At 69.3% G+C, this 7,645-nt stretch carries 9 protein-coding genes and 2 tRNA genes; 8 read left to right on the top strand and 3 right to left on the bottom strand.

Annotated features, from left to right (window positions below):
* Nucleotides 1-70 precede the first annotated feature (70 nt).
* On the top strand, nucleotides 71-562 hold the full coding sequence (locus tag FK498_RS15680; protein ID WP_141856168.1) for a hypothetical protein: 492 nt from the start codon (nucleotides 71-73) through the stop codon (nucleotides 560-562).
* A 136-nt stretch (nucleotides 563-698) separates the two neighbouring features.
* On the opposite strand, the gene rpoH is transcribed toward FK498_RS15680, so the two are convergent.
* Both rpoH and FK498_RS15670 read right to left on the bottom strand, forming a co-directional pair.
* Nucleotides 699-1,589 (bottom strand): RNA polymerase sigma factor RpoH, encoded by an 891-nt coding sequence (gene rpoH, locus FK498_RS15675; protein ID WP_141856166.1) that lies wholly within the window; start codon nucleotides 1,587-1,589, stop codon nucleotides 699-701.
* Between the two features lie 230 nt (nucleotides 1,590-1,819).
* Nucleotides 1,820-2,818, bottom strand: a complete 999-nt coding sequence (locus tag FK498_RS15670) for an RluA family pseudouridine synthase (RefSeq protein ID WP_370510911.1) — start codon at nucleotides 2,816-2,818, stop codon at nucleotides 1,820-1,822.
* Between FK498_RS15670 and FK498_RS15665 the strand changes: the two genes are divergently transcribed.
* From FK498_RS15665 to FK498_RS15635, 7 genes are all read left to right on the top strand, one after another.
* Nucleotides 2,817-3,095, top strand: a complete 279-nt coding sequence (locus FK498_RS15665) for a DUF6476 family protein (protein ID WP_141856164.1) — start codon at nucleotides 2,817-2,819, stop codon at nucleotides 3,093-3,095. The two genes, FK498_RS15670 and FK498_RS15665, sit on opposite strands and share 2 nt — an antisense overlap.
* Nucleotides 3,092-3,493 (top strand): M67 family metallopeptidase, encoded by a 402-nt coding sequence (locus FK498_RS15660; protein ID WP_202614878.1) that lies wholly within the window; start codon nucleotides 3,092-3,094, stop codon nucleotides 3,491-3,493. The genes FK498_RS15665 and FK498_RS15660 overlap by 4 nt, the downstream gene beginning before the upstream one ends.
* The gene (locus FK498_RS15655; RefSeq protein ID WP_141856162.1) at nucleotides 3,493-3,720 is read left to right on the top strand and encodes a DUF2256 domain-containing protein; all 228 of its coding nucleotides are present in this window, start codon (nucleotides 3,493-3,495) and stop codon (nucleotides 3,718-3,720) included. Before FK498_RS15660 ends, FK498_RS15655 begins: the two co-directional genes overlap by 1 nt.
* The gene (locus FK498_RS15650) at nucleotides 3,644-4,699 is read left to right on the top strand and encodes a low specificity L-threonine aldolase (protein WP_141856160.1); all 1,056 of its coding nucleotides are present in this window, start codon (nucleotides 3,644-3,646) and stop codon (nucleotides 4,697-4,699) included. Before FK498_RS15655 ends, FK498_RS15650 begins: the two co-directional genes overlap by 77 nt.
* An 84-nt stretch (nucleotides 4,700-4,783) precedes the next feature.
* A tRNA-Glu gene (locus tag FK498_RS15645) sits at nucleotides 4,784-4,859 on the top strand.
* A 24-nt stretch (nucleotides 4,860-4,883) separates the two neighbouring features.
* Nucleotides 4,884-4,957, top strand: a tRNA-Gln gene (locus FK498_RS15640).
* Nucleotides 4,958-5,127: 170 nt separating this feature from the next.
* On the top strand, nucleotides 5,128-5,403 hold the full coding sequence (locus FK498_RS15635) for a hypothetical protein (RefSeq protein ID WP_141856158.1): 276 nt from the start codon (nucleotides 5,128-5,130) through the stop codon (nucleotides 5,401-5,403).
* 197 nt (nucleotides 5,404-5,600) lie between these two features.
* Here FK498_RS15635 and FK498_RS15630 read toward each other — a convergent pair whose 3' ends face one another.
* Entirely contained in the window at nucleotides 5,601-7,427 is a 1,827-nt protein-coding gene (locus FK498_RS15630; RefSeq protein ID WP_141856156.1) for an ATP-dependent endonuclease, read from the bottom strand.
* Nucleotides 7,428-7,645: the final 218 nt, after the last annotated feature.

Below are 7,645 nucleotides of genomic sequence, written 5' to 3'. Positions count from 1 at the left end.
GGATCGCCCAGGGCGCCGGGCTGGTCGTGCTGGCGCTCGCGCTGCTCGCGGTCGCGGGAGGCTGAGGGCGGTGACGCGCGACGCCGCGGCCGGCATGGCCAAGGGCAGGGCGCGCGGCGCCAGGTCGCCGCGCACGCCGCTCGGCTTCTGGGGCCTCGGTGTCGCCACCGGCGCGGTGCTCGGCATCGCTTTGCCGACCGGGCTTCTGCTCGCGGTCGGGCTGATCCCCGCGGCCACTGCGCTCGCCCTCGACCGTTCGCCGACCCGCGCGACCGCGCGCACGGTGACGGCGCTCAATCTCGCCGGGCTCCTGCCGGCGCTGCGCGCGCTCTGGCTCGAGGGGCACACGCTGATGACGCTCGCCGCCGTGCTGGCGCGGGTGGAGACATTGCCGCTCGCCTATGCGGCGGCGCTCATCGGCTTCCTGCTGCCTCAGGTGCTGAGCTGGGCGGTGCTGGCGGTCCTGGAGGCACGCGCCTACGGCACGACGCAGGCGCTCGAGCAGCGGCGCGCCGCCTTGCGCGAGATCTGGGGCCCGGAGGTGGACCGGGCCTCGGGCTGAACCCATCCCGTCTCCGCCCGGTGCAGGCTCGCGCCGCCGGACGACGTGCGCACAGCGAGCGTGCGGTGCGATGTCTCGGACCGAGCCACCCGATCGCGGCACCGGCCGACAAGGGAGGACCCTTGTCGGCCGGGTATCAGGGGGCCGGCGAGCCGGCGCGCCGCTCGGCGATCTGAGCCTTCATGCTCTTCTGCACCTTCTCGAAGGCGCGCACCTCGATCTGGCGAACGCGCTCGCGGCTGATCCCATATTGCTGCGAGAGTTCCTCGAGCGTGGTGGGCTCGTCCTTCAGGCGCCGTTCGATGAAGATATGCCGCTCGCGCTCGTTCAACGTGCCGAGCGCCTTCTCGAGCAGGGCCTTGCGCTGGCCCATGTCCTCGGACTCGGCGAGCGCCTCCTCCTGCGTCTCGGCCTCGTCGACCAGCCAATCCTGCCACTCGCCCTCGCTCTCGGCGCGCACCGGCGCGTTCAGGCTGTGATCGGGCGCGGCGAGGCGGCGGTTCATCGACACGACGTCCTGTTCGGGCACGTCGAGCGCGCGCGCGATCTTCGCCACCTGCTCGGGCTTGAGGTCGCCGTCGTCGATCGCCTGCATCTGGCCCTTCAGGCGTCGCAGGTTGAAGAAGAGCTTCTTCTGCGCTGCGGTCGTGCCCATCTTCACCAGCGACCAGGAATGCAGGATGTATTCCTGGATGGCGGCGCGGATCCACCACATGGCGTAGGTGGCGAGGCGGAAGCCGCGATCCGGGTCGAACCGCTTCACCGCCTGCATCATGCCGACATTGCCCTCCGAGATCAGCTCGCCCACGGGCAGCCCATAGCCGCGATAGCCCATGGCGATCTTGGCCACCAGGCGCAGATGGCTCGTCACCAGCTTGTGCGCGGCGTCGAGATCGCCCTGCTCCTTCCAGCGCTTGGCGAGGGCGTACTCCTCCTCCGGGGAGAGCATCGGGAACTTCCGGATCTCCTGAAGATACCGGGTCAGGTTGCCTTCCGGCGCGACAGGGATCGCGTAGGACGCGGTCATGGCTCTCTCTCTGCTCGGGCCGGTCCGGGATGGGCCGGCGCGCGCGATCGGGGAATGGGCGGAACGCACTCTGTCACGGCCCGGTTCCCGACGTGGTCACGAAGCGGCGACAGGGCCGTCACGCGGGCGTGATGGCACTCTCCCCGCTCGAGTGCCAACGAATGTATCGTGCCTCAGGCGCAGCCCGCCGCGCAAGAAAAACCGGACCACGAAGGTCCTGATTTGTGCCATCAGCCGGGCTGATCGGTCAGCAGCGCCAGCAGCGCGGCGATATCCGCCGGCAGCTTCGCCTCGAAGCGCAGCGCCACCCCGGTCACGGGGTGGCGGAACCCCAGCACCGCGGCATGCAGGGCCTGGCGCGGGAACCCGGTGAGCGCGCCGCGCCGCGCGGGGTCGAGCCCGCGCGCGGCTGCCGGCAGGCGGCGCAGATAGGCCAGGTCGCCGACCAGCGGATGGCCAAGATGGGCGAGATGGACCCGGATCTGGTGCGTCCGCCCGGTCTCGAGCCGGCACTCCAGCAGCGCCGCCGCGGTGCCGAAGGCGCGCAGCATGCGCCAGCGCGTCGCGGCCGGCTTGCCGCGCGGCACCACCGCCATGCGCTTGCGGTCCACCGGGTGACGGCCGATCGGTGCCTCGATCCGCCCCTCCGCTGGCGCGGGCACGCCCCAGACCAGGGCGAGATACGACCGCTCGAGGTCGCGCCGGGCGAAGGCCGCCGCGAGCGCTTGGTGCGCGCGCTCGGTCTTGGCCACCACCATCACGCCCGAGGTGTCCTTGTCGAGCCGGTGCACGATGCCGGGACGCTGCTCGCCGCCGATTCCTCTCAGACTCTGGCCGCAATGGGCGATCAGGGCGTTCACCAGTGTGCCCTCGGGGTTGCCGGGGGCGGGGTGCACGACGAGCCCGGCCGGCTTGTCGATCACGATCAGCTCCGGATCCTCGTAGAGCACGGTCAGCGGGATCGTCTGGGCGGCAGGCGCAGCGGGCGCCGCGGCCGGCACGCCGAGCCGGTAGGTGGAACCTTCGCGCACCGGCTCGGACGGGTCGCGCGTCACCGCGAAGTCGCGGCTCGCCTGCCCGGCCTCGATCAGCGCCTTGACGCGCGAGCGCGAGAGCTCCGGGAACACCGAGGCGAGCCAGCGGTCGAGCCGCTGGCCGGCGGCGGCGCGATCCGCCACCATCGTGCGCACGGTGGCAGCGCGGTCGGGGGTCAGGGACGGTTCGGGCATGCGGGTGCTGAAGGCAGCCGTGGTCATCATGGGCGTGCTGATCGTCGCAGGCACGGTGGTGCTTGCGGTGACGATTGCCAACCGCCTTGGCCAACGCCCGGCCCCGCCGGCGATCGCCGGGCTCGGCGAGCCCGCGGGTAGCCGCATCCTCGGCATCGCCGCCGCGGGCGACCGGCTGGCCGTGCACGTCACCGGGGGCGGGGCGGAGGACCGGATCGTGATCGTCGACCCCGCGACGCATCGTGTGCTCGGCCGGCTGGTGCCGGGGGCGCCGTGATCGTCGCGGTCGCCTCCGACGTGCTCGCGGCCCTGCCGCGGCTCGCCGCTGCCGCCCTGCCGCGCGAGGCCTGCGGGCTGCTGGTCGGACGGGCGGTCGCGCACGGCGTGGTGGTGACCGGCCTCGCGCCGAGCCGCAATCTCGCCGCGCCCGAAGACGCCTTCGAGATCGATGCCGCCTTGCAGCTCGCCCTGCAGCGGCGGCTGCGCGGCACGGCCGAGGCGGTGGTGGGCGTCTGGCACAGCCACCCTGCCGGCACGCCCACCCCTTCGGCGCGCGACGCGGCCGGCGCGTGGGAGGCCGGGCTTGCCTGGCTGATCACCGCGGGCGAGCAGACCACCGCGTGGCGCGCGCTCGGCGACGGGAAGGGGTTCGCGCGGGCGGAGCTCGCGCGCTGATGCGCCGCAAGGGCGACCTGCCGAGCAAGCCGTGCGCCGCCTGCGGACGCCCCTTCGCCTGGCGGCGCAAGTGGGCCAGGGTCTGGGACGAGGTGCGCTACTGTTCCGAGGCCTGCCGCGCGCGACGCGGCGCAAGACGGGAGCCAGGGGATGCTGTTCCGCAGCGACAACGTGACCGCCGTGTGCCCGGAGGTGATCGCGGCGATCCTCGCGGTCAACGAGGGTGACGCCGCGCCCTACGGCGCCGATGCGGTGACGGCCCGACTCGACGAGGCGTTCGGCCGCTATTTCGAGACCCCCGTGCATGTGCATCCCGTCGCGACCGGCATCGCGGCGAACGCGCTCTCGCTCGCCGCCGCCATGCCGCCACCGGGGGCGGCGATCTGCCACGCCGGCGCGCACGTCAACACGAGCGAATCCGGCGCGCCCGAGTTCTTCTCGGGCGGCGGCAAGCTGATCACGCTCGACGGCGCGCATGGCAAGCTCGACCCGGCGGCGATCGAGAGGCTGCTCGCCGCGCTGCCGCCCGACCGGCTGCAATCGGCGCCGCCCACCGTCGTCACGATCACGCAGGGCACCGAGGCCGGCACGGTCTATCCGCTCGACCGGATCGCCGCGATCGCTGCGATCTGCCGCGCGCGCGGCCTCGTGCTGCACATGGACGGGGCGCGGTTCGAGAACGCCCGCGCCCGCCTCGGCTGCACCCCGGCCGCGCTCTCCTGGCGCGCGGGCGTCGACATCCTGAGCTACGGCGCGACCAAGAACGGCGCGATGTGCGCCGATGCGGTGGTGATCTTCCGCGACTCGCCCCATGCGGAACGGCTCAACCGCTTCATGGGCCAGCGCCGGCTGCGCGCCGGCCAGGTGTTCAGCAAGATGCGCTACCTCTCGGCGCAGCTCCTGGCGATGGTCGAGGACGGGGTGGCCGCGCGCAACGCCGCCCACGCCAACGCGATGGCGGCACGGCTCTCGGCGGGGCTTGCGGCGCTGCCCGGGGTGCGGCTCGTGCATCCGACCGAGATCAACGAGGTGTTCGTCCTGATGCCCGAGGACGTGCGCGCCCGCCTGGCCGCCGGCGGCTTCCCGGTGCGCGCCCGGCCGGAGGATCCCGACCTGGTGCGCTTCGTCACCGCCTGGAACACGCGGGCGCAGGACGTCGAGGCGTTCCTCGCCGCGACCGGCGGCGCGGCCGCCGCAGCCGCCTGATCCTGCGCGGGGCGCACGCCACGGCTGCATGGCCTCGAAGCGGCTTGATCGGGGGCGGATGGGGCTGTATGTCCCTCTCGCGCCGTCCCGTTCGTCTAGAGGCCTAGGACACCGCCCTCTCACGGCGGCAACAGGGGTTCGAATCCCCTACGGGACGCCAGGCGCTCCATGCTGGGCTGGCGCTTGGGGGATAGTTTAGCGGTAGAACTCCCGGCTCTGAACCGGGCAGCCTTGGTTCGAATCCAGGTCCCCCAGCCACCCGGCGGGATTCCAAGCCTTCCGCGCGGTCGTTGCTCCCGCGAACCACGGCGGGACACATCCGCGGGTCACATCCCGCCCGACCTGAAATCGCAGGTGGCGCCGGCTCGGCCTGGCCGGCAACTCAGTGCTTCACTTTATGACTTTATTCCTTTATGCCTTTACCCGCGATGCGCACGCTGCTCAAAGTCTCACCCCAGGGCCAGCTCACCCTCACCCGTCCGGTGCTCCAGGCGCTCGGCAACCCGCGCCATCTCCAGGCGGAGGTGCGGCCCGACCGCACCCTGCTGCTGCGCCCGGCGCTGAAGATGACGCTCGACGAGGCGGCCGAGGCCTTCGCCGCCGAGGGCATCACCCGGGAGGTGCTGACCGAGGCCTTCCGCATCCTCAAGCGGCGGGAGAAGGCGACCGGAGCGCCGGAGCCCGGACGCACGGAGGGTGTTTGACATTTTTCCTATCCCATGCCGCCCGGGCGCAGTCAAGCGCGCCCCGCCCTTCTCCCTCTCCCGCGTGCGGGAGAGGGCCGGGGTGAGGGTGGGACGCCGCCTCGCTCAGCGCCTGACCGCCCTTCCCTGACAGTGCGCATAACGACGACGCTGCATTCCGTAGACCTCTACCGTTGGGAGTTGACGGAAAGGGGGGACTATTCCGAGGTCGCGCCAAAAGCCGCGTTGATCGCCGTAAACAACTTCTCGGCCCTGGCGGCGGTACCGTTGGGAAGATCTGAAATGCCTTTCCATCCGTCAAACCGCCGCAGCATCTCCGCCATCACGCTCCGTTTGTCGAGACTTTTGCCATAGTGCTGCGTCAGAACCGTCTCCACGCGCTTGGCGATCATGTCGGACCCGTCGACGGGCAGGTCCTCTGGCTTGATGGCGATTCGGAAAGCCGAGTTGACGCAATCGATGTAGAACTGTTCTTCGAAGATGTCCTCGATTGCAGCATCCGTCTTCTTTATCCCCGCGGCTTGGGCCAGCATGAGCACGCGGAAGCGCGCTTTCCGTTCGCCGGCCAGTTCTTTCAGATACAACTCATCGATCTTTTTCTTCGCAGCATGGCCTTCAGGATCGGTGTCGAGGAGCACGCCGGAGTCCCAGCCCTGGCCGACGGCGAAGGCCGCATACATCGGTGTCTTCGACGCGCCGTGGGCGGGGAAGAGATAAATGCGGTCCGACAGATGAGGCCTGCCCTCTCGGCGCAGAACGCCGGAGAGCTTGTGCAGAATCATGGCATCGTCGCTGCCTTCGACTATCAGGGTCTGGCGCGCACCGAGCAGGCCGCTCATATCGCCGGTCAGCCCGAGCGCGAGCTCGATGACGGCCATGGGCGCGCGTTGGCTACTCACCACGCTCTTCTTGACGATCGCGTGGTTGTCCGTCGTCTCGACGATGCGAACCCGCTCCGGATACGCCGGATCGACCATCGAGGCGAGATGGGTCGTGTAGAGGATCGTGTTCGACGCTGACAGTCGTTCGAACACCCGAAGAAGGTCGCGTTGCCCAGCATGGTGCAGATGGATGCCGGGCTCTTCGAGCAGCAGGATGCAATCCTTGTACTGACCTTTGCTCGCATGCGTGAATTTCCAGGCGAAAGCGACATGCCAGCGGAAGCCGCTTGATCGCCGGTTGAGCCGCACCGGCATGTCGACCGCCTCGTCCTTCGCGAAGATGTTCAGCGTCGTGCCGTCGATCTCGATCTCGAAATCGACCTTCTTCTGCGTCCAGAGGTCGCGGAACTGCCTGCTCAGATACGAAGAGGCTGACCGCTTGTCGAAAGACCGCTCCGTTCGGCCCGCCGGTGTTGCGCCTTTGGCAAGGAACTCGTCGATAGTGATCTTGGCAAGATCTAGGACGATCTTGATTGTCTGCTCTTCATTCGTGAGTTGGTGCCACGCGACACTTTTCAGGCGTTGATCGAGCTGATTCAGCTCGATCTGCGCCCCGCTGAGGCCGTAGTCTTGGATCAGAACGAATTTGGGCACATGCGTTTTCGCCCAGGCATCCACCTTTGACGCGTCGAAGCGACCGGCAGGTTCGCCTTCCACCGCGAAGGTCGGCTCTCCAGTGTACGAGCGAGAGCCGCGGAGCGTGAGGTCCGCGGGCACACCAGCCGCAGCCTCGCCTCGTGTTGCTCCATGGTCCTCGGTCGCGTGCTCGCTTGTCGCCTCAGGTTCAGGTGCCGGTCGCGCCGCTTCACTGTAGAGGGACGCAATCTCGTCCTGCGTGAGCGCGAACTCCGCCTCGCAGACAAGCGCGGACAGATCCTTGTTGCCCCAGTCATCGACGGGCCAATCCTCAGCAATGTTATACGCTTCACCGGGTGCGAACGGATTGATGCGGTAGAGCGCTTCGAAGAGATTACTCTTGCCCGACTCGTTCTGACCGACGAACGCCGTTATCGTCCCGCCTTCGATCCAGCCGGAGTCCCGAATGTTCCGATAGTTCGTGACCCTGAAGCGCGTCAGCCGCATCGGCCTCTCCTGTCTCTGACGCTGTGTTTGTCACCGCTGCATGCCGATCCGAAACGCCCAATGCCGCCTCATGCGACAGCGACGACAACCGCTGGGAGGTGCCGATCCGCTGGTGAAGGACTCGTGGCAGCGAACCCGCTTAGAGGCTGTTTCGGAATGCGGTGGGAACGAGGGTTGGGAGGTCACGGCGGGTTGTGATTCCAACGGGTTGTCGAGAC

Origin of the sequence: Elioraea sp. Yellowstone (assembly GCF_006704265.1) — a bacterium.
In the GTDB taxonomy this organism is placed as follows: Bacteria; Pseudomonadota; Alphaproteobacteria; order Acetobacterales; family Acetobacteraceae; genus Elioraea.
Note: the sequence above shows the minus strand (reverse complement) of the source record. Positions and strands in the feature narration are given on the sequence as shown.